Origin of the sequence: Burkholderia cepacia, assembly GCF_001039005.1 — a bacterium.
Classification (GTDB): Bacteria; Pseudomonadota; Gammaproteobacteria; order Burkholderiales; family Burkholderiaceae; genus Burkholderia; species Burkholderia theae.
The window spans coordinates 1-353 of record NZ_LDWR01000158.1 but is presented as its reverse complement, the minus strand read 5'-3'; the positions used below and the strand labels follow the sequence as shown (position 1 = coordinate 353).

General features: G+C 53.3%; 1 pseudogene. It reads right to left on the bottom strand.

Features of this window, described 5'->3' with window-relative positions:
• Positions 1–353, bottom strand: a pseudogene (locus tag VL15_RS39350) (IS3 family transposase); the annotation flags it as partial.

Below are 353 nucleotides of genomic sequence, written 5' to 3'. Positions count from 1 at the left end.
CCAGCCTTGTTTTCACGTACAGCAATTCATGCGCGATCAAGCTGGCCTCGTAGTCGACGGGGGTAAGGAAGTCGATCGAGGTATGCAAGCGTTGCCGATTGTAATATCCCTCGATCCAATCGACGATATCCAGGCGGGCGTGGGCACGCGTTTCGTAGTGGTTCTGATAGATTCTCTCGACCTTCAATGTCTTGAAGAAGCTCTCCATCGGCGCGCGTTGTCCCAGGCGTTGGCACAACGGCTCATTGAGACGTTTATCTTGAACGCCGCGGTCAGTTTCCGGTACGCGCGACTGACATATTGGGTGGATTCAACCGGTCGTCGCAACACTAGGTTGTTGAACATATCTGAGA